A 19,910-nucleotide genomic window follows, 5' to 3' on the forward strand; every position below is an offset into this window, starting at 1 on the left:
ATGGAATTAAAAAGGAGAAATGATTATGAAAAAAGATAATAAGGAAATTAAAAAAGATGATAAAGACATTGGAAGTAAACAAGTAACTAAAAATAAGTTAGAATCTAGTTTTACAAAGAAGTTAGTATCTAAAAATGAAGCTACAATACCACCAGTAACCCATAAATCTCATGATAAACCAGAATCAAAGGAAGAAATAGAAGCTAATAAAGCCAAATTGCAAACTTTTAAAGATAATCAAAAAGCAATTAAAAAATTAACAAAAACTCATTCAAAAGAAATTTTAGCAGGTAAAATTATATCAATGACTAATAATACTCCTGATACTCAAACTAATGTTATTGAATTATTTGATGTTAAAAAATCTTACTTAACTGGAGACTTAGAATATGAAGTATTAAAAGGAGTTAATTTAAAAATTAAATTAGGTGATTTTGTTGTTATCTTAGGACCATCGGGAAGTGGTAAGACAACATTATTAAATATTATTTCGGGATTGGATAAACCTAATACTGGTGATGTTTTTGTGGCGGGATACAATTTATCTTTATTAAAAGATAGTCATTTAACTAAATTTAGACGAGATAATGTTGGTTTTATTTTTCAACAATACAATTTATTAACTAACTTAACTGCTCGTGAAAATGTTGAAGTTGGTGAAAATCTTGCTAAAAATAAAAATAAAAATATGAGTATTGATGATATTTTTCAAGTTATTGAAATGGATGAACATATGAATAAATTTCCAAGTCAATTATCAGGTGGACAACAACAAAGAGTATCGATTGGTAGAGCACTAGCAAAAAATCCGACAATTTTATTTTGTGATGAGCCAACAGGAGCACTTGATGAGGAAATGGGGCGTAAGGTATTAGAGATTTTATTGGATGTTAATCGAGAATATAAAACATCAATTATTATGGTTACTCATAATCCTAACTTCCAATATGTTGCAAATACTGTTATTAACGTTAAAAATGGTAAAATTATTAGTGTAAAGAATAATGAAAAACCAATGAAACCAAGTGAAATAAATTGAAGTTAATATTATTAATTAAATAAACTAACAAATTGTTAATAAAAAAAATATCATAACAAAGGAGTAAAAATATGATATTTTTTGAAACCCCTAGATTAAAAATTAGATATTGAGAAGATAGTGATTTAGATGAACTTGTTTTATTAAATTCTGATAAAGATGTCATGAAATATTTTTCTAGTACATTATCAAAAGATGATACAGAAAAATATTTTTCAAAAATTAAAAATAATTTAAATAATAATGGATTTGGTTTTTATGTTGTTGAATTTAAAAAAGATAATAAATTTATTGGCTTTATTGGCTTTATTGGCTTTAGCGAAGTTGATTTTATTGATGATTTTAGACCATGTATTGAAATTGGTTGGTGTTTTTAAAAAAAGTGTTTGATGTCAAGGAATAGCAACAGAAGCAGCTAAAGAATGTTTAAAATATGCAAAAAAAATTAAAATTCACTGAAATTTATAGTTTTCCTAGTATATTAAATATTAAATCAGAAAATGTAATGAAACGAATAGGTATGAAAAAAAAGAATCTTATCATCCAAAAATAAATAAAAGTGATATTTTAGCAAAACATGTTTTATACAAAATTAATATTTAGAAGGTAAAAAATGATTAATAAATTGTCTCTAATTTTTATAGATATCTATTAGTAGAAATATTTAAATTAAATTTTAGCCCTTATTATAAATATAAGGGTTTTATTATAAAATTTAAAATTAATTGTTGACAGTAGAATTTGGTATTGAAAATTGATATCATTATGTATAAACCTAAACAATCTTATTTAATTTAATTTTTTTATTTTAAATACTTATTTTAAATACAAAGGATGAAAACAATGAAAGAAACTAAACTTGAAATTAATGGACGTATTTTGACAGAGCAAGAAGCATTAAGATATCAAAAAATACAAGATTTATATAAACAAAATTATGATATTTATGGGCGTAATTGAGAAAGAAATTATAATTGTGAAACTTTAAATAGTGAATTTAGAAATAAAAATAAAGAAGAGTTAGCAAAATTTGTTGCTAATTTACCTAATGATCAAATTAAAATGGCGGGTAGATTAATGACAAAAAGAGAAATGGGAAAGGGTTCAATTTTTGCTCATTTGCAAGATCAAACAGGTAAATTTCAAATTTATTTAAAACCAGAATATATTAATCAAAAAAAATTTGAATGATTTGCAGAATATGCAGATTTAGGCGATTTTTTTGGTATTAAAGGTAAGGTTATGAAAACCAATAAAGGAGAACTAACAGTTCAAATCTATGATATTGTAATGTTATCAAAAACACTTAGACCTTTACCAGATAAATTTCATGGTTTAACAGATATTGAAGAACGTTATCGACGAAGATATGTAGATTTAATTATGAATCAAGAAACTAAAAAGACATTTTTACAACGTACACAAATTATTAATGAATTAAGAAGTTTTTTAAATAATAAAGGTTATTTAGAAGTTGAAACACCTATTTTACAAGAAGTATATGGTGGTGCTGCCGCTAAACCTTTTATCACTCATCATAATACATTAAAAACCGATTTATATTTACGGATTGCTACTGAATTACATTTAAAAAGATTAATAGTTGGTGGTTTTGAAAAAGTTTATGAAATTGGTAGATTATTTCGTAATGAAGGTATGAGTAAAAAACATAATCCAGAATTTACAACTATTGAAATTTATGTTGCCTATCAAGATATGAAATATATGATGGATTTAACAGAGTCTTGTATAAAACATTTAATTAATACAGTGCATAATAAATTAATATTAGAATATGATGAAAATATATTAAATTTTGAAAAATCATGAACAAAAATTAGTATGATTGATTCAATTAAAAAAGCTATGATCAAAGATGAAGAGTTTACTAAAATTTTCCAAGAAATTAGTGATATGATTTTAAAATATCATAATATTGAAGATGATAATATTAGAAATATTGAAAAAAATAAAACATTTAAACTTATATTAAAACTTGCAAAAAGTTATAAACTTCATATTCCAGATCATTATAATAGTACTGGTCATATTATTAATTTATTTTTTGAATCTTTTGTTGAAGAAACTTTAATTCAACCTACTTTTATTTTTGATTATCCAATTGAAATTTCACCACTTGCTAAATTAAATAAAAATAGTAAAGAGTTTACTGATCGTTTTGAATTATTTATTGCTGGTAGAGAATATGCAAATGCTTATTCGGAACTAAATGATTCTTTGCAACAATATAATCGTTTTGAAGAGCAAGTAAAAGAAAAAAATAGCGGTAATGATGAAGCAGCAACTATGGATTTAGACTTTGTTGAAGCATTGGAGTATGGTATGCCACCAACAGGTGGATTGGGAATTGGTATTGATCGTTTGGTCATGTTAATAACTGGCCAAAATAGTATTAAAGATGTATTATTATTTCCACATATGAAACCTAGAACTGAAAAATAATTTTTGTGATAAATTTTTATTATATAAACATATAATAGTAATTTATCTTTTTTTTAAAAAAAGATAAATTAATTAGTTATAATTTAATTAGTTATAATCAAGATACTTCTTTAGATCTTTAGAATAAGGAGCGTTTTATTGTTATTAACACAAAAGATTGAAAAATATAAGTTTTCAAACCCATTGTTTTATTTAAAAACAATTGGTTTTTTTTATTTTATAAATAAAATTTAGGAGAATAAGATTTATGCCTTGATTTAATGAATTAATAAAAAAATTTAGAAATTATCCTTTAACTGATGAAAATTTAGACGAAGTTGTTGAAACTTTTAAGAATTTTTTTAAAGAGTATAATGAAAAAGATAACTTTTTTTCTAATTCAGAAGATACTGATTTTGAAAATCCAAGTACATCAGCACCATTAACTCAATTAAAAGAAAATAAAAAAACTGATTTAGATAAATTAATTAAAGAATTAAGAAATGATTTAAAAATAATTTTTTTTCTTATTTTTGAGAAAAAAAAGAAGATTTAAAATTAATTAAACAATTAGATTATTTTTTAATAGAACTTGATAGTAAAATTAAAGAACAAAATGAAAAATTATTATTCTTGGAAAAAAATAAAACATTAATTGAACAAAATAAAATTAATAAGGGTAGTCAAAATAGTACTGAGTTTACTGAAATCACAGATTATTTTAATCTTTTTAATTTTTTAAGTGAAACAATAAGTAATGATATTATTTTTTTAAAAACAATAAATTTAAATATTTTTGAAAATAAAAAAGAGTTTTTAAAAAAAACACGAGAATTAAAAATAAAAATTGATAAAGAAATTCGTAGGCTATATCAAAAAAATGAGGAATTAGAAAATAAAAAAGAGAAAATTTTTGAAAATCTTTTTAAAGAAGAAGTTATGACTCAATTAATTTTATCTTTTTGAGCATTTAGAATGAAAAGTGGAGATGAATATAAATTAATTTTAGATGAAGATAAAGATTTAAAAAGTAAATTTGATAAAAATTTTGTATTTTTCTTTGAATTAATAGATGACATATTTAACAGATATATTAAAAAAATTATTAAAAATGAAGAAAGAATATACAATGATATATTTGAAAAATATAATGATCGAGAAAAAGAATTAATAAGTGAACAAGAAGAAATTATTAAAACTAAAGATAAAGTAAAAGAAAGTATAGAATTATTTAAAAATGAATTAGAAGAAAAAAAAGAACAAATTAGAATGCATCAGAAAGAGATAGCAGAAAAAAGAAAACAAATTGAAAATTTAGAAAAACGAAAGAAAAATATAAAAATTAAAAAAATTACTTACTTGCAAGATTTAGAAGAAAATAAAAATAATATTGAAAATCAAATATTTATTCCAAATATTTCAGATGATAAAAAAGGAAAAAAACAATATTTAAAAGAAATAGATGTAGTGATTAAAAAAAAGAATAGTGATATTAAGAAAAAGAATGATTATATTGGGGAGTTACAAGATAATATTACAAGACATGATACTGAGTTAAGTATTAATGATAAAAAAATAAAAAAAATTGAGGATAAAATTAATAAAATTGAGGATTTTTTTAAGCAAAATAAACATACGATGATGTTTGAACTTAAAAAAATAAAAGAAAAATGAATTAAAAATATTAGTAAAGATCAAAAAATATTTATTAATTTCTTAAAAGAAGTTAATAAATTAGAAAATATAGAATTTATTAAGATTATTGAAAATTATTGAGAAGAAAATGCTGACAGTATTAAAAAATTTAATGAAAATTTTAACATTCAAAATAATTTAGAAAACATAAGAGAAGAAAAAGAAAAAATAGAAAATGAATTTAAAGATGATTTCACAACTTTAGAAATTAATTTTAAATTAAAAGAAAAAAAATAATAAAAAATGCAATTAGAGAAAAAAAGGAAAAAATTCAGGAGTCTTTAAGAACAATTAATCAATCAAAACTAGTAAGTATTGAAATCCAAACCGAAATAAATCAAGAAAATGAGAAACCTAGTTGACAAGATCAAAAAATTGAAGAACAAAATAAAACAATTGAAAAACTAGAATTTCAAATAAATTATTTAGAAAAAAAAATAATTTCAATAAAGGAATTACATGAAGATGAAGTAAAAGATTTATCTACAACATTGGAAAATATTAGAGATTTTTTTGCAATGGAAATTAAAAAAACTACTGAAAATTGTGATAATTTAAAAAATAGTTTAAATAAAAAAAATTTAAAAAAAGAAGAACAAAAAATTAAAAATAAATTAAATGAAGAAGAAATAAAATTAACATCTTTAAATGAAGTATGAAAATTAATAAGTACTGAAATTCCAGAGTTACAGCAACCTTTATCAGAAGAATCAAAAAATGCAAGCAAACAAAAATGAGAGAATATGGGCTTAATAGAATCTCAATTACCTTTGGAAACAAAAGCAGAAATATTAAATACAATTTAAACTAATAAGATTAAATTTATTATTGTATCAAGTTTAATTTATAGAAAGAGAAAAAAAGTACATTAGGAAAAAAGAGTATTTCTTAATAAGAAAAATGAAAAAATGATACAAGTCATTATGAATAATAACTTAGAAAAAGTTAAATTATTAGTTAGGAATGGTGTTAGTATAAATTATGTAATTAAAGATGATTTCACTATTTTGATGTTAACTATCAAAAATAATGATTTAGAGATAGTCAAGTATTTAATAGATAATAATGAAATCTTTATCAAGTAAATGAATATGGATATAATGCTTTAATGTTAGTCGTTTGAAATAATCATTTGGAAGTCTTTAATTTTTTTTAATGAAAAATACTAACGATATTTTAAATGAAGAAATTTTAGAATAAAATAAAGACAAATTACCAACATATGAAGAAGCAATGAAATTTCAACAAAAAATTAATAAATCTGATCTTTTAAAGATGAAATAGATTTGCAAAAGCAATTATCAACGATAAAAATTTAATTCCTTTTATGATAATAATAATTTTATTAAAATATTAAAATAAACGCTAAATTGTAAAGGTAAGTGCAACTAAATTATTTTTCTATCCAAATATTCGATTGGTGAAAGATAATTTAGTATTTTTCTTGGTCTTTGGTTTAAAGACAATATAAATTTATGAACTTCATTTTTATTAGTTTTTGAAAAAATAAATTTTTTAGGAAATTTTTCTCTAATTAAACCATTAGTATTTTCATTAGTACCTCTTTGTCAAGGTGAATATGGATTGGCAAAATAAATTTTTATATCTAAATTTTTTTCAAGTTGTTGTCAATTTGAAAATTCTTTGCCACGATCAAAAGTAATAGTTTTAACAATGTTTTTAGGAAGAATTGATAAATAATAACTAACATTTTTATTAATAACTTTAGTAGTTCTGTTTTTAACTAATATTGCTAAAGTAAATCGTGATACTCTTTCAACTAAAGTTATTAAACATGATTTGCTTTTACCTCGTGATGATACTATAGTATCTCCTTCTCAATGACCAAGTGTTATACGATCATTAACATTTATATCTCGTTCTTTAATTGATTTACCATTAAACTTGCCACGATTTTCTTTAGATTTTCGTTTTTTACCTTTTCTTCTTAAATTTTTACTAGTAACTTTATCAAGCATTCCAAAATAAATTCAAGTATAAATTGTTTTAAAACTAATAACTCACTCTTTATGAAAATTTTTAATTCTGCCATAAATTTGTTCAGGTGATCAACCTAATAGTAATTTTTGTTGTACATATTTTACTAAATTCTTATTTTTAAACTTATGAAAACTAATATGTGATTGTTTTCGATTTTCAGCTTTATTTTGTGCAATTAATGAAAAATAATGATTATTATCTTTATTTCTATTAATTTCTCGAATAATAGTACTAATACTTCGATTAAGATTTTTAGCTATTTCACTAATTTTAAATTTAAATTTCAATTGATTCTCAATATAAATCCTTTCATCTATGCCAAGATGTTTATAACTCATATAAAAACTCCTTACTTTTTTCTAAACTAAATTTAGCATTATGAAATTTTTATATGAGAATTTTTTGCAATTTTATTTACTTGCACTTACAAGTATAACTCAGCAAACATTAATATTTTAATTTTAAAAAATGTATTTTTACCTATATGAATTTCCTTTTGCTTTTTATAAAAAAATAAGTTACAATTCTTAGTGAATATTTAATTATTATTTAGTTTAAGGAGAATAACAATCAAATGCGTAAATTAATCACTTTATTTTCAACACTTAGTTTACTTTCTTCTTCTGTGAGTACTATTGTGGCTTGTGGTACTGGAGATGGTTCAAAGATTGAAACAAATTTTAAAAACGAGCCATCAAACAAAGATGGTGATCCGTTAGTTGATTATGTTTATAATAAATACTATCAATATGATACTAAACTTTTATATAAACTACTTACTGCATTTATGCAACTAGCAGCAGACAAAATTAGAATTGATCGTAATGCATTAGAAGTTACAGATGCTGCTAGGGATTTTTATAATAGTGATCAATATAAATCAGGTAATTATGAGAGTATTAATTATAATGTTAATAATGATCCAAATAAAGTAATGAATGAACCATTTAGTTGTAAAGATGCAAATGGAAGTCTTTTAGTTTTTGGTTTAACTGATAATGATATATCTAAACAGCAATATTATGGTTATTGATATGTTACATATGAAACACCAACAGAAGCAGAAAATCCTTCAAAAGTTGCTAAAACTAGTATTGTTTCACCAAAAATTACTGACTTTAAAGATGATAAAAATAAAACCATTATTAAAAAAGGTTGAATTCACTTATTCTTTATAATGAAAGATTCAAAAATGAATAAAACTTTTAAAATTGATTTTAATATTCAAATTGATGTAAGTTTTAGTTTATGAGTTGATAAAAATAAAAAAGAAATAGTTGTTATTAATCCAAATACTATTGATAAAGCTTTGGGTGATGTTGATTTTCGTAACCCAGATAAAGTGGTTCATGAAAGAATAAATAACATGACTTTTTCAGAATCATAATGATAAATATTAAAATTGTTTGTATTGGTCAGTTGTCACAAACATATTGAAAATCAGCTGCCAAAGATTATTTAGAACGAATTAAAAAACGAACTAATATTGAAACAAAAAATATTATCGAGTCTAAATTAAATTCAATTCCTAATAATATTAAAATTGAAACTAATAAAATCACTGAATACATATCAAAGAATAATGATTATCAATGATTTTTATTACATTTATCAGGACAATTAATAAGTAGCGAACAATTATCACAGATGATTAATAAAAATCAAATTTATCAACAAGGTAAAATTGGTTTTATTATTGGTGGTAGTAATGGTGTCGCACAAATATTAAAAGACAATATTAATTTAATTAAAATTTCCTTTGGTAAAATAACATTACCTCATCAATTATGTTATGTTGTTTTATTAGAGCAAATATATTGTTAATTACAAATACTTAATAATTAAAGTTATCATAAGTAGTAGGTGAAAGAAATGTATAATAAAACTTTATTTGTTGATTCCTCATGATTAGAATTTTTTCAACAAGAATATAAAGAAACATATTTTACTAAATTATTAGAAGATATTAAAAAAGAATATCAGACTTATCTTTGTTATCCTCAATGAGAAGAAATATTTCAAGCTTTTAAAATAACTCCTTTATCAAAGGTTAAAGTAATAATATTAGGTCAAGATCCTTATCATCAGCCAAATCAAGTTCATGGTTTAGCATTTAGTGTTAAAACAAATACTCCATTACCACCAAGTTTAAAAAACATTTTTCAAGAACTAAAAAATGATTTAAATATTGAAAAAGATAATGATGGTAATTTAACAACTTGAGCTAAACAGGGAGTTTTGCTTTTAAATACAACTTTAACTGTCAGACAAAGTCAACTTAATAGTCATTTACAATATCAATGAGTAACTTTTACTGATCATGTTTTATCATTTTTAAATTTAAACTGTACTAATCTTGTTTTTATTTTATGAGGTAAAAATGCAAGAAATAAAAAAATGTTAATTGACACAGAAAAACATTTTATTATTGAGAGTGCACATCCTTCACCTTTAAGTGCTTATAATGGTTTTTTTTAATTCAAGACCATTTAGCAAAACTAATAATTGATTGATTTCAAAAAATAAAACTCCCATTAAGTGATAAAAATAAAAAAATACTAATTTTATTATATGTATTTAAGCAAACAATGTTATGATATATTTGTTAAAATTAATATAGTTTTAAAGAATATTTCGGGAATGGTGGTTATTTAAATGCCCAATAATTTAATATTTAATCACATATTTTCTCAACGATATGATTTAAATACCTTAAATTTATTTAGTAGATCTACAGCTATTTATTTAATTATTACTTTAAGTAGCATAATGTTAGCATATATTTTAATGAATAGTTTTTGAAAATGATTTCGTAAAGATAAATATAAAGGTGTTCGTTTTACTACTAAAAATATTGCTTATATAACAATGTTATCTTCGGTATCAGTTGTGGCAACTATTATTGTTTCTATTACGATACCCATTACAGTATTACCACCAATTAGAATTGCTTTTGAGGGTTTAATGATTAAAATAACCGGTTATATGTTTGGTCCAATTATAGGTATTATTTGTGCTGCAGTAACGGATATTTTAGTAATGTTATTTGTTCCTTCATATATTAGCATTTATTATATGTTTTGTATTATTTTCACTGGTTTTTTGGCAGGAATTGCTGGAATATTTAAAGTAAAACTAAAAGATTATCCATGAGTTATTTTTGCTTTAATTAATTTTTTTATTATTTTCTTTGCTGGTGGTGGCATGTATATTGTTATTTCAGGTAAGCAATCATCATATTCTATGTCAGGAATTATTGTTAATAAATATGTTCTGGCTAGTATTATGGGTGGTGGTGGCATTATTGGCCTATTAAGTATTTATAGTGTTTTATTTTATTATTTATTGAAAAAAGAAATTTATAGAATTAAAGAAATTTTACCAATTATTTTATTAGCGGTAGTAGCCGAGTATGTAACAACAGTGCTTATAGCCTCCTATGCTGATATGACTTTATTTGATCCTAATGCCAAGGATTATGGAGTAACAGCAATTATGAGAATTGTGCAAGCGCCTCTTAAAATTATAATTAATTCAATTATAATTTATGTGACTTGAAGAACTGTTAATCCTTTAATTAATATTGATAATAATAATTATTAAATAAAGGATTTTAAAAATATGAATGAAGAATTTTTTAAAAAAATATCTAAATATTCAAATAAAGATTGTTTAAAAAAATTAAAAATTATTACTCCAAAGTATTTAAACAATAATATTAAGTATATTCATGTAACTGGAACAAACGGTAAAGGTTCAGTATCGCGTTTAATTTTTGCTATATTATCACAAACCTTAAAACAAAAAATTGGTTTGTTTACTTCTCCCCATATTGAGTTTGTTAATGAACGAATTATTGTTAATGATAGAATGATTAGTAATCAAGATTTAGTTCGTATTAGAGACTTGATTTTTGATGATATTGAATATTATCAATTAGGTTTTTTTGGTATTTTAACTTTAATTGCATTAATTTATTTTCAAGAACAAAATGTGCAATGAGCAATAATTGAAGTTGGGATTGGTGGAAAAATTGATCCTACAAATATCATTGATGCAACATATGCTATTATCACTTCAATTGGTAAAGATCATCAAGATAGACTTGGTAAAACTACATCTGAAATATTACATCAAAAATTGGGAATAGTAAAATCAACGACAAAAAATCTTTTTATTTCAGGTAATTTAAATAATAAATTAAAAAAGCAAATCGATATGGAAGGTTATAAACCTATATATTCTCCAAGATTAATCAATCAACCATACTATCAAGAAAATAAAGAATTAGTTTTAACAGTAATTTCAAAAACATTTTTAGAAATTAATATTAAACAAGCTTTAAAAATCATTAATAATACTAATATTAGATTACGATTTGAGAAATATCAAATTAATGATAAAACTATTTATTTTGATGCTGCTCATAATATTGATGGTATTAAAGCATTAATTAAAACGCTAAAAATTAATAAAATTATTCCTCAACAAATTATATTTTCTTGTTTAAAAAATAAATATCCACAAAAATTAATTAGTTGTTTAAAAAAAGTATCAGATAATATTATTATTTGTAGTAATAGTAATTTAAATAGTATTACTGGTGAATTTTTTGATAATCAAAAAATGATTAAATGTAGCCCTCATAAAATAATTTTAATTACGGGTTCTTGTTATTTTTTGGCAGATGTTTATAATTATTTAAGAACAAAGAAAATAATTATGATAAAAAAGGGTGGTAATTAAATGAATGTATTGTTATTGAATATAATTGGTGGAGTGTTAATTTTAATTACTTTTTTATTAATCACAGTTTTTGATTATAAAGATAATAAAAAAAAGATAAAGCAAATAAATTTTATTTGCTTAAGTGGAATAATGTTAGCATTAGCTGTTTCTTTAAATACAACAGGTGCTTTAATGTTAAAAAGTTTACCATTTTCTAAATATTTTGAAATTAAATTGGGTAATTTTATATTAGTTTTAATAGGTTTCTTTTGTGGTGGAATATTAGGTTTTCTTAGTGGTATTGCCAGTGATTTTTTAGGTTTATTATTTAGTACTAGTGGTGCATCACCATGTTTATTTTTTACTTTTACTAGTATTTTATGATGTATATTACCTTACTATTTAGTATTGAATTTTAGTAAAATTTATTATAGTAAAAAGACATTTTATTGATATTTGCCAATTGCTTATGCTATTACTTCATTAATTATTACTGGTACTGATCCTATTGCATTAAAAATATTATTTCCTGGATTACCACCTTTATGATTAATGTATTTTCCATTAAGAGTTATAAAATATCCTATTGATTTAACGGTTAATGTTTTTTTAATTGTTACTTGTTATTCTGCATTAAAGAAAACTTTAAATTTAGAAAATCAATTTAAAAAATATTATTTCGCTACAGATCCGCAATTTTTACAATATAATAGAGTACCTGAAGCATAAACCAAAAAATAATTATTTAATTAAAATTTCTGATATTTTTTGTAACATTTTTAAATTTATCTCTTTATTGAGAATATATTAAATTAATAGTAATTTTTTAATATTACTATTTTAATTTTAATAGCATGTTTATTTTTATTGATATAGAAATCATGTAAAATGATTGTATTAAAATATTAAAGATTAGGTGGTAAAGATATATGAAGAAATTACTAAGTAGTCTAGCAGTAGTAACTTTAATTGGAGTAACAAGTATAAGTGTCGTCACTTGTGATGGAGAAAGGATTGCGCCGGTTAGAAAAACTGATTTAAAATATTTAAAAGATAATGTCAACGTTATTATAATTGAAGATAGTGTTAATGAATTTAAATTACAATTAATTGATCAATTAAAAAAACAATCAGGATTTAGCAATTTAGAAATAAGTGATGTTGATATTACTAAATATGATGGTAGCTCTTTACAAGAAAGTGATATTGTACAAGGGATATTAAATACTAAAGTAAGTGCTAAAGAAAACTCACAAAACTTTACTGGTGAAAAAACTATAAATGTAAATATAGAAATTACAGATACAAGAACTGATTTAAATATGATTATTACCGAAAAGAAATTAGGTATTATTTATATTGGTCAATTAGATAAACCAAATAAATCTGAAATTTTAGAAATTATTAAAGACAAAAATATTAAAGCATTGGCTCTAACTGAAGATGACTTTTATATTAAAAAAATTATTAACACTACAGCAATTATTATTAATGGTAAAGGTAACTATAAAAATGAAGTTACTTTGTCTTGTACTATTACTAATTTTAAAAAAGTTTCAAGTTGAGATGAAAGTAATGGTGCAGTTCATGCTCTAGCAAATATTAATGGTGTGCTTTATGTGGGGACATCAATTTCTGGTCAAGGAAATTTATATAAAAGTAATAGTGATGGCAAATTTGAATTAATGAGTAATTGAAAACAAGGTAATGGTGCAGTTTGAAGTTTAACAAATGTCAATGGTGTACTTTATGTAGGAACATCAACTGTTAATAAAAAGGGAAATCTATATAAGATAAATACTAATGATATTAATGCTAAAGTTGAACCAGTTTCTAATTGAAAAGATACTAATGGTGAAGTTCATGTTTTAGTAAGTACTAATAATGGTGATGTTTATGTTGGAGCAAAAGATACTAGAGGTGGAAAATTATATAAAATTAATAGTTCTGATCAAGTTACTGATCTTACTAATTGAACTGCTACTAATGGTGTAGCTTTAAGTATATTAAATGTTAATGGTGTAATTTATATAGGAACAATAACTAGCAATGGTAATGGAAGATTATACAAAAGCGATACTGATGATAAATTTAATCCAGTTTCTAATTGAAAAGATAATAATGGTGAAGTTCATGCTCTAGCAAATATTAATGGTGTACTTTATGTAGGAACATCAACTGCTAATAAAAAGGGAAATCTATATAAGATAAATACTAATGATATTAATGCTAAGTTTGAACCAGTATCTGGTTGAAAAGAAGATAATGGTGAAATTTGAAGTTTAACAAATATTAATGATACTATTTATATAGGAACAATAGCTCCTTCTAATAAAGGAAATTTATATATAACTGAAAAAAAATAAAAACATAAAAATGATATCTATCAAAAATTATGAAATTTCAAATAATTAATACTTTTTTAATTATTAATGATTCTCTTTGTTAAAGAGAGTTTTAAATTTAAAAAATTATTTTGTTACAGATTGATATTCTTTACAGTATAATAGAGTATATGAAAACTAAACTTTATTAAGAAGGGTTAATTAAATGATTAAAATTTATGATAGTTTTTCACAAAGATTGCAATTGCTTGTCCCTAATAAAAAGCAAGTTAATATGTATTTATGTGGTCCTACTGTTTATAACTATATTCATGTTGGCAATATTCGTGGTGTACTTGTTTTTGATGTTTTACATCGTTTGTTAATTGATCAAAATTATAAAATAAATTATGTTCATAATATTACTGATATTGATGATAAAATTATTAATAAAGCTGCGGATTTAAAAATAACAGAACAACAAGTTACTGAAAAATATACGTTAGCATATTATGAAGACTTAGAAAAATTAAATATTATTTCTCCTACAAAATTACCAAAAGTAAGTGAATATATTTCAAAGATTATTGAATTTATTAATAAATTAATTATTAAAGATTATGCATATGTTACTGCTGGTGATGTTTATTTTAAAGTTAATAAGTTAAAAGATTATGGAAGTTTGGCACATAAAAATATTGAAGATTTAATTCCAAATTTTAGAATTAAAAATTTAGTTGCTAAAGAAAATAATCTAGATTTTGCTTTGTGAAAATCAACAACAATAGGTATTAGTTGAAATAGTCCGTGAGGAAAAGGAAGACCTGGTTGACATACTGAGTGTGCTTGTTTTGTTGAGGATTTATTTAATGGTCAAACTATTGATTTACATGGTGGTGGTGTTGATTTAAAATTTCCTCATCATGAAAATGAACGAGCTCAATTTGTTGCAACTAATAATAAAAAAATGTCAAATATTTGATGACATAATGGTCATGTTAATATTGCTAATGAAAAAATGTCAAAATCTTTAAATAATTTTATTTTGGTTAAAGAATTTTGTCAGCAATATCATCCAAATGTATTGCGCTATTTAATATTAAATCGTGATCATCAACAACCAATTGATTTTAATAAGGAAACAATTGAAAATGGATTAGTGTCAACAAAAAAATATGAAAATATTTTAAAACAATGAACATATCAAATATTTATTAACAATATAATATGTAATAATAATCATCATTCAATTTATTATCAACAAATTATTAAAAATTTATCAAATAATATTGATACAACTAATACTATTACTTTAATTGAAAATATGATTAAAAAATTAAATGAAGCACTTATTAAAAAAAATTTTAATGAAGAATTTCAAGAAATTTTTTATACTTTTACCTTTGCTTTAAAAATATTAGGATTTGATTTTAAAGTTGGTAATTATTCTGAAAAAATTAAAAATAAAATTAAAATATGAGAACAACTAAAAAAGGAAAAACAATACCAAGAAGCTGATAAAATTCGTCAAGAATTAAAAGATTTGAATATTATTTAAAGGAGCAAAATTATGGCATTACAATATATTTATGGTTATCACCCTATTATTGCTGCATTATCAACATCGTCATTAATAAAAATTAAAAAAGTTTTTTTAGTTCAAGATAAGTACCAAGAATTGAAAAAAGATTTAAAAAGTGTAAATATTCCTTATGAAATTATTAGTTTACAAGCAATGAATAATTTATTAGGTACTACTAAACATCAAAATATTGCTGCTAATGTTAAAGACTATCAATATTTTTCTTTTGATGAATTAATTAATATTGATTCAACATCTAAATTTTTAAGAATTTTAATTTTAGATCGTATTTCTGATCCACATAATTTTGGTTCAATGTTAAGAATTGCAGCGGGTAATGACTTTGATGGTGTAATTGTTTTAAATCGTAATCAATCTGAAATAAATGGTGCAGTTGCAAAGGCTGCAGCTGGTGCTCTAAGTATTATTCCAGTTTGTCAAGTTAATAATTTAACTTCCGCAATTAATAATTTACAAGAAAAATATAAATTTTGAATTTTGGCTGCTGCTAAAACAGCAAAAGCAATTGATTATTTTACTATTGATTGTAGTAGCAACTTAGCATTAATTATTGGTAATGAAGGTGAAGGGATAAGTCCAAAGTTATTAAAACATACCGATTATATTGTTCAAATACCAATAAGTCCAAAAATAGAATCATTTAATGCTAGCGTTGCTTGTGGTATTATTGCAAACTATATTTACGTTGAAACGTTAAAATTATCGTAAATTTTAAGAACTTATATTTTTTTAAAAAAGATACTTTTATATTTTAGGTGTAAATGTTTTTTCTTTATTTATTAGATTTGGTTCTGAAAATTTTCATTTTTTTTCTTTTAAATTTTTGCATATATTTATTTGATCAATTAAATGGTTTTCTAATTCTTTACAATTGTTTTTAATATTTGTATAGTCAGAATTTATCTTATTTATTTTATTATTAACACATTTGTTTTTATCTTTAATTCAAAAAGTAAAAAATTTAATAAAAAAATTTTTATATTTATTTATTTTACTTTTTTCTAATTGTTCTATTTTTGTTGTTATTTTCTTTTCTAACATTTCTTCCAAAGCTCAAATTTTTGATCTTAGTTCTAAAATATTTGAAGAAAGTAATATTATTTTGGGAGTGTTATTATTTTCATTAGTTAATTTTTCTAATTCTTTATCTTTTTCTTCACTTAATTTTTTTAATTTTGATAATATTTTTTGTTCATTGTAGAAGAAAAAAAACTCGTTATTTTCAATATCTGTACTGTTATTACTTGGATAATGATTTTTTCTACGTTTAAATAAGTTTTTTAAAATATTTAAATACATCTGTTTCACATTTTCCTTTCAAAATAAAAAAACTCATTTACTTTTTATGAAAGTAATGAGTTAAAAAACTTATTATTAAGTTTTATAAATATTATATATTATTATAAAATTTATTTGTTAAAGTAACTATTAACATAAAGTTGATAATAACATAAGTAGTTTATTATTCTTTAAATTAATCAAATATGTAATGTCAAAAAATTATAAAAATAATTATTTTTATGATAGTTTTTTAAAAAATAAGTGATTTTTATTTTTTGAAAGGAAAATGTGAATAGTATGCAACTAGTAAATGAACTGTTAATTGAAACAGTTGAAGTTGGTGACTTGGAAGCACTTAAAGTTTTATTGGAAAATGGTGCTGATGTTAATTATGAAGTTCAAGATGGTAATACGTCTTTAATGTTAGCTGCTGAAAATGGAAGAATTGAAATTTTTAATATTTTATTATTATACAAAGCTCATGTTTATCATAAAAATCAAGGTGGTTTTACTGCTTTAACTTGCTCTATTAAAAATAAAAATTTAATAATAAAAACATTTAAAGAATTTCTAAAATTTAAAAATGAAATAATGATTTTTAAAGGAAATTGTTATGAAAAAATAATCTATATTATAAAGGGAGATGATGATAATTGATTAAAAAAAGAAGAATCAGTAATAGATTCATTAGAATATTTGCAAAATGAAATTAAAAAATTAAATGAAAAAAATAATTCAAATATTGAAATTTTTTGACAAAAAGAAGTTATTAATAGTTTAGTATTTGATGAACTAAATTATTCATTACTACATATAGCGGTAATAAATGATTGACAAAAATTAGTAACTTATTTAATTAATAAATGACCAATTGATGTTGATTATAAAGATAACTCAGGAAATTCAGCATGAAATCACGCTTGTTTACTATTACAAAAAGAAATTGCTTTGACAATTAAAAATTATGATCAGTTAACTATTGAAAATAAAATGTTTTTAAAAGATTTTTTTAGTTTATCATCAAATTGAAATCAAAATCAAGAACAGGAAATTGACAAAGTGGCTAATGAAACTAGAAGAGAAATATTTAAGTACTACATACCACAAACAGAAGTAGAAATCTTTAAAGATAAGATAAATTTGTTAGATTCATCATCAATAGTGAGTCAAACAACTATTAAACGTGATTATGGATCAAATATGTAATATTAAGAATTTCAAAATTAAATACTAATACATCATAACTTTAAATAATTAGTTGATTAGTAATTCATAATTAGTTTGTTATTTGAAATATTTAGGAGGATTTAATTATGAATGATAATGAATTGATTTATTTGTATTGTATTGAAAACAATGAATTTGCTTTTAATTTTTTATATAAAAAATATGAATTGAAAAATGATTTTTTTTACGAAATATTATTAAAAAGTTTTTTGCTATTCCTTTGGAAACAAATGATTTAAAATCAACTTTTTATTTTATTTTTTTAAAGGCAATTTTTAAATTTCAAGAAAGAAAAAACAAGTCATTTCAAAATTTTTTATATTATGAAGTAAAATGAGGAGTATTTACTTATGTTAAAAGTTTTTTAAATAATAATCATAAAATTATTAATTGTGCCTTAAAATATAATGATTATTTATATCAAAAAAATGATTATGAATATACTTCATTTTTGGAAGAAGTTATTAGTATTACAAATTTTACTACTAATGAAAATGAAGTTTTAAAATTAAAGCGAAGAGGATATAATGTTCATCAAATTATGAAAAAATTAAATTTAAGCTATAAGCAAGTTGATAATGCTTGAACACGAGTAAAGTTAAAATTAAAAAATAGTTACAAAAAATATATTTAATAAAAATTAATTTATAAGTTTTATTGTTATATTTATTATTTATATAATTTAGCTGTTGCTTTGTAGTGATTTTTTAATCATTATAAAGTTTTTTTGTGTTTTATTATCGATTTTTGGTGGAGGAAATAATGTATAAAATTGGCATTAATCAAAATGAAAAATCAAATTATAAGCAAAAACCTAATGTTAAGCAAGAAAAAAAACATTGGTTTAAAATTTTTTCTTTGTTATTTGTTGTGGTTGTTTTAATTATTACTACTATGATTTTAATAATTGCAAATAATCAATGAAATAGTGCCATAAATACTAATAATTCCAACAACTGAAATCCTAATCAAGATAAAACTTGAGAAGATTATTATAAGAATAATTGTCCAACAAATAAAAAATATAATTTGATAGATTACAAGGATAAATTAAACAATATTAGTTTAATATCTACTGATAAAAAACTAAAAAATTTTTATCTTAGTGATTTATTAAAAAAGATTGATAATGTGTTACAAATAAATAAAATAGATATTCCTAATAATTTTTTTGTACATTTACCAGTAAATCCAGCTATTAATATTAAAATTAATGATGAAAATGCACTTAAAAATAATTTTTCAATAAAAATACCATCTTATAAAGAAAAAATAAAACAGTTTAAAATTGAAATAAGTGTTAATCAATTTGGTAGTAATTATGGTTTGTTTCCTTGTGACTTAAATTTCAATTTTAGTGTTGAAAATGATGTTATTCCGGAAAAATTTAATATTTTTGATTTAGACAATAGAATTACAATTCCATCACAAACAGTAGTAATGTCAGATGCTACAAAAGGAACTAAAAATGAAATAGAATCTCAAGTTAATAAAATTATTGAAGAGAAATTTTTAGAAGAAATTAATAAAGAAAAAATCATTATCAGATAAAGTAACAAAAAGTGATTTT

At 21.9% G+C, this 19,910-nt stretch carries 21 protein-coding genes and 1 pseudogene; 20 read left to right on the plus strand and 2 right to left on the minus strand.

What is annotated here, in order from left to right; translation table 4 throughout:
• The first annotated feature begins 25 nt into the window (after nucleotides 1–25).
• The 7 genes from AACK81_RS00095 to AACK81_RS00125 all read left to right on the plus strand — a co-directional run bounded on the left by AACK81_RS00095 (nucleotide 26) and on the right by AACK81_RS00125 (nucleotide 6,261).
• Nucleotides 26–1,045, plus strand: a complete 1,020-nt coding sequence (locus tag AACK81_RS00095; protein ID WP_338961577.1) for an ABC transporter ATP-binding protein — start codon at nucleotides 26–28, stop codon at nucleotides 1,043–1,045.
• 65 nt (nucleotides 1,046–1,110) lie between these two features.
• Nucleotides 1,111–1,416 carry a GNAT family N-acetyltransferase gene (locus AACK81_RS00100; RefSeq protein ID WP_338961579.1) on the plus strand — a complete coding sequence of 102 codons (306 nt, stop codon included), beginning with the start codon at nucleotides 1,111–1,113 and terminating at the stop codon, nucleotides 1,414–1,416.
• Between the two features lie 466 nt (nucleotides 1,417–1,882).
• Nucleotides 1,883–3,502, plus strand: coding sequence for a lysine--tRNA ligase (locus AACK81_RS00105; protein ID WP_338961581.1), 1,620 nt, complete (start codon nucleotides 1,883–1,885; stop codon nucleotides 3,500–3,502).
• A gap of 247 nt (nucleotides 3,503–3,749) precedes the next feature.
• The gene (locus tag AACK81_RS00110; RefSeq protein WP_338961582.1) at nucleotides 3,750–4,037 is read left to right on the plus strand and encodes a hypothetical protein; all 288 of its coding nucleotides are present in this window, start codon (nucleotides 3,750–3,752) and stop codon (nucleotides 4,035–4,037) included.
• 77 nt (nucleotides 4,038–4,114) lie between these two features.
• Nucleotides 4,115–5,413 carry a hypothetical protein gene (locus AACK81_RS00115; RefSeq protein WP_338961585.1) on the plus strand — a complete coding sequence of 433 codons (1,299 nt, stop codon included), beginning with the start codon at nucleotides 4,115–4,117 and terminating at the stop codon, nucleotides 5,411–5,413.
• Nucleotides 5,414–5,694: 281 nt separating this feature from the next.
• A complete protein-coding gene (locus tag AACK81_RS00120) occupies nucleotides 5,695–5,982 on the plus strand; it encodes a hypothetical protein (protein ID WP_338961587.1) in 288 nt (95 codons plus the stop codon).
• A gap of 102 nt (nucleotides 5,983–6,084) precedes the next feature.
• Nucleotides 6,085–6,261, plus strand: coding sequence for an ankyrin repeat domain-containing protein (locus AACK81_RS00125; protein ID WP_338961588.1), 177 nt, complete (start codon nucleotides 6,085–6,087; stop codon nucleotides 6,259–6,261).
• A 303-nt stretch (nucleotides 6,262–6,564) separates the two neighbouring features.
• Here AACK81_RS00125 and AACK81_RS00130 read toward each other — a convergent pair whose 3' ends face one another.
• Nucleotides 6,565–7,515, minus strand: coding sequence for an IS30 family transposase (locus AACK81_RS00130; RefSeq protein WP_338960236.1), 951 nt, complete (start codon nucleotides 7,513–7,515; stop codon nucleotides 6,565–6,567).
• A gap of 236 nt (nucleotides 7,516–7,751) precedes the next feature.
• On the opposite strand from AACK81_RS00130, the gene AACK81_RS00135 reads away from it, so the two are divergent.
• The 9 genes and pseudogenes from AACK81_RS00135 to rlmB all read left to right on the plus strand — a co-directional run bounded on the left by AACK81_RS00135 (nucleotide 7,752) and on the right by rlmB (nucleotide 16,540).
• Nucleotides 7,752–8,564, plus strand: a complete 813-nt coding sequence (locus AACK81_RS00135; RefSeq protein WP_338961590.1) for a hypothetical protein — start codon at nucleotides 7,752–7,754, stop codon at nucleotides 8,562–8,564.
• On the plus strand, nucleotides 8,564–9,001 hold the full coding sequence (locus tag AACK81_RS00140; protein ID WP_338961592.1) for a 23S rRNA (pseudouridine(1915)-N(3))-methyltransferase RlmH: 438 nt from the start codon (nucleotides 8,564–8,566) through the stop codon (nucleotides 8,999–9,001). The genes AACK81_RS00135 and AACK81_RS00140 overlap by 1 nt, the downstream gene beginning before the upstream one ends.
• Before the next feature lie 48 nt (nucleotides 9,002–9,049).
• Nucleotides 9,050–9,722: pseudogene (locus AACK81_RS00145) on the plus strand (uracil-DNA glycosylase).
• Between the two features lie 110 nt (nucleotides 9,723–9,832).
• Nucleotides 9,833–10,780 carry a hypothetical protein gene (locus AACK81_RS00150; protein WP_281748707.1) on the plus strand — a complete coding sequence of 316 codons (948 nt, stop codon included), beginning with the start codon at nucleotides 9,833–9,835 and terminating at the stop codon, nucleotides 10,778–10,780.
• An 18-nt stretch (nucleotides 10,781–10,798) separates the two neighbouring features.
• Nucleotides 10,799–11,923: a bifunctional folylpolyglutamate synthase/dihydrofolate synthase gene (locus tag AACK81_RS00155; RefSeq protein ID WP_338961598.1), complete on the plus strand. Its 1,125-nt coding sequence runs from the start codon at nucleotides 10,799–10,801 to the stop codon at nucleotides 11,921–11,923.
• Complete coding sequence (locus AACK81_RS00160; protein WP_338961600.1) at nucleotides 11,924–12,634, plus strand: hypothetical protein; 711 nt, start codon at nucleotides 11,924–11,926, stop codon at nucleotides 12,632–12,634. It abuts the gene before it with no gap.
• Between the two features lie 200 nt (nucleotides 12,635–12,834).
• The gene (locus AACK81_RS00165; RefSeq protein WP_338961602.1) at nucleotides 12,835–14,271 is read left to right on the plus strand and encodes a hypothetical protein; all 1,437 of its coding nucleotides are present in this window, start codon (nucleotides 12,835–12,837) and stop codon (nucleotides 14,269–14,271) included.
• A gap of 184 nt (nucleotides 14,272–14,455) precedes the next feature.
• On the plus strand, nucleotides 14,456–15,787 hold the full coding sequence (gene cysS, locus AACK81_RS00170; protein WP_338961604.1) for a cysteine--tRNA ligase: 1,332 nt from the start codon (nucleotides 14,456–14,458) through the stop codon (nucleotides 15,785–15,787).
• Between the two features lie 12 nt (nucleotides 15,788–15,799).
• Nucleotides 15,800–16,540: a 23S rRNA (guanosine(2251)-2'-O)-methyltransferase RlmB gene (gene rlmB, locus AACK81_RS00175; protein ID WP_338961607.1), complete on the plus strand. Its 741-nt coding sequence runs from the start codon at nucleotides 15,800–15,802 to the stop codon at nucleotides 16,538–16,540.
• Between the two features lie 36 nt (nucleotides 16,541–16,576).
• Here rlmB and AACK81_RS00180 read toward each other — a convergent pair whose 3' ends face one another.
• On the minus strand, nucleotides 16,577–17,131 hold the full coding sequence (locus AACK81_RS00180; protein ID WP_338961609.1) for a hypothetical protein: 555 nt from the start codon (nucleotides 17,129–17,131) through the stop codon (nucleotides 16,577–16,579).
• 279 nt (nucleotides 17,132–17,410) lie between these two features.
• Here AACK81_RS00180 and AACK81_RS00185 point away from each other — a divergent pair, with 279 nt between their 5' ends.
• From AACK81_RS00185 to AACK81_RS00200, 4 genes are all read left to right on the plus strand, one after another.
• Complete coding sequence (locus AACK81_RS00185; RefSeq protein ID WP_338961611.1) at nucleotides 17,411–18,319, plus strand: ankyrin repeat domain-containing protein; 909 nt, start codon at nucleotides 17,411–17,413, stop codon at nucleotides 18,317–18,319.
• Between the two features lie 107 nt (nucleotides 18,320–18,426).
• The gene (locus AACK81_RS00190; RefSeq protein ID WP_174481447.1) at nucleotides 18,427–18,579 is read left to right on the plus strand and encodes a hypothetical protein; all 153 of its coding nucleotides are present in this window, start codon (nucleotides 18,427–18,429) and stop codon (nucleotides 18,577–18,579) included.
• Entirely contained in the window at nucleotides 18,561–18,974 is a 414-nt protein-coding gene (locus tag AACK81_RS00195) for a hypothetical protein (RefSeq protein ID WP_338961615.1), read from the plus strand. The genes AACK81_RS00190 and AACK81_RS00195 overlap by 19 nt, the downstream gene beginning before the upstream one ends.
• A gap of 128 nt (nucleotides 18,975–19,102) precedes the next feature.
• A complete protein-coding gene (locus AACK81_RS00200; RefSeq protein ID WP_338961617.1) occupies nucleotides 19,103–19,891 on the plus strand; it encodes a hypothetical protein in 789 nt (262 codons plus the stop codon).
• Nucleotides 19,892–19,910: the final 19 nt, after the last annotated feature.

It is taken from the genome of Spiroplasma endosymbiont of Lasioglossum villosulum (assembly GCF_964020195.1).
GTDB lineage: Bacteria > Bacillota_I > Bacilli_A > Mycoplasmatales > VBWQ01 > Spiroplasma_E > Spiroplasma_E ixodetis_A.